The organism is Paenibacillus sp. 01T422, assembly GCF_056398785.1.
The window spans coordinates 1-1,647 of record NZ_JBFTQB010001152.1; the positions used below are offsets into that span (position 1 = coordinate 1).

At 49.4% G+C, this 1,647-nt stretch carries 1 protein-coding gene and 1 pseudogene; both read right to left on the minus strand.

The annotated features are described in order from the left end of the window. Positions 1-1,075, minus strand: a 1,075-nt coding sequence (locus AC1DUA_RS36630; RefSeq protein WP_477504405.1) for an NHL repeat-containing protein, incomplete at its 3' end; no start/stop codon positions are given. Beyond that, a pseudogene (locus AC1DUA_RS36635) lies at positions 1,062-1,647 on the minus strand (glycosyl hydrolase); the annotation flags it as partial. The gene AC1DUA_RS36630 and the pseudogene AC1DUA_RS36635, both read right to left, overlap by 14 nt.

The window sequence follows — 1,647 nt, forward strand, 5'->3', positions numbered from 1 at the left end:
CATTAATATCAAGCGCCACTGGACTTTTCAGCAGCCCGACTTGCGAGGAACCGATCGCGGATGCTCCGCCCCAGAAGTACAATAAATTACCTGATGCATCGTAATGGCTGATATATTTGTTCTGCTGATCCACTACAATCATATTGCCTCTTTGATCGACGGCGACATCGCTCAGTTGAGGGCCAGTCATGACCCCCTCCGCAGGAATGTCCCATGGAGCTGTTTCACCGAACGATTTGGAGGAGCTGCGCAGCAAATTATCGCCTTTTACATTCAGCTTTTTCAATTGATTCGTTGTTGCTGTTCCACCTGTTACGGTGAAAATATAGCCGTTTTTGTCCGTCGCGACGCTGTTGATCGGCTCTGGCCTCTTGGCAACCTCATTGGCGTACATTTTCTTGGTGTATAGCATTCTTTTTAAGGCATCTAGCGGGGAAATCGCCGTGCCGTTGGCACCGAAGAAACCTTGAAACTTGCCTTTCGGATCAAGCATCACGAGCCCCTCATAGCTGCCATGCACGGCGATATACATAAATTCACGTTCATCGACCATGACCTTCGCCGGATCGAAAACAAAAGTATCGGGGATGTACCGCGATTCCGGCCGTTTATACTCCTGCATGACCTTGCCGCCAGCATCCAGCTTAAGCACTCTTTTATTACCTGTGTCAGCGACATAAATAGTGCCGTCCTTGGTCACGAAAACACCTTCAGGTTTGTTAAAAGGACTCTCCGGCAGTGTAATATAACGCAAAAGCTGTCCGGATTCTGTCATATGCACGATGCGGTTATTGCCTGTATCTGCAATATAAACCTCACTTTTCGCATCGATAAAAATGTCTTTGGGGTTTTTCATCGGCGAAACCACCTGAACCGTATTGTTGCCTGGATCTGGCGCCATCAGATTTTGCCCGATTACCCCCAGCGGAAAGTACGCCGGCTGAAGATAGATTAAATTCCCCCGGCTATCTTTGGTGTACGTGGAGTATTTCACCGAGGCGACTGCAGTCGTAGGCAATAATGCGGCGCATAAGAGGAAGAACGATAGAAATAGCCCCCACTTATGGATTTTCATGCTCAAACCTCCGTTCCCATCTCTCTGTGTATAAGGTAATTTGCCCTAACAAACCATAAGGGCTCAGCTTATAGTCACTAGTAAAATGCTCGCCTTCTTTGCGGAAGGACGCCCAACTCGTTGTCAGTGTATCGCCCGACGCCTGATGGAAGGGTCCCAGCATGTTGCGCGGGCTTCCCATGACTTCCACTTCCAAGTGGTTCACTCCCTCGTGAAGCTGCTTCGTCAAATCTAGCCGGTTCGCGCTCCGCCACGGCACATGTCCCGCTGTTTGCCCGTTCACCCGTACCTCGATGGTAACCGCGGCATAATCGCCAAGCGCTAATACCAATCGGCTATCCGCCTTATTTTCCACCTGAATGTCAAAATGATAGATCATACTGCCGCAGTAGTGAGGATATCCTTGCTCGCACCAATCACCGAAAGCCAAGGTCTCGGGCTCGGCCACAATGCTCCTAGAAGCATCTACGCCAAACTGTCCAATCAAGTAAATATCTTCCACTTCCATCCGGTTCAAATAGTGGCAAGATAAGGTCAACTCGTTCTCTCCAGCTTTCAAGCCGGACAAAAGC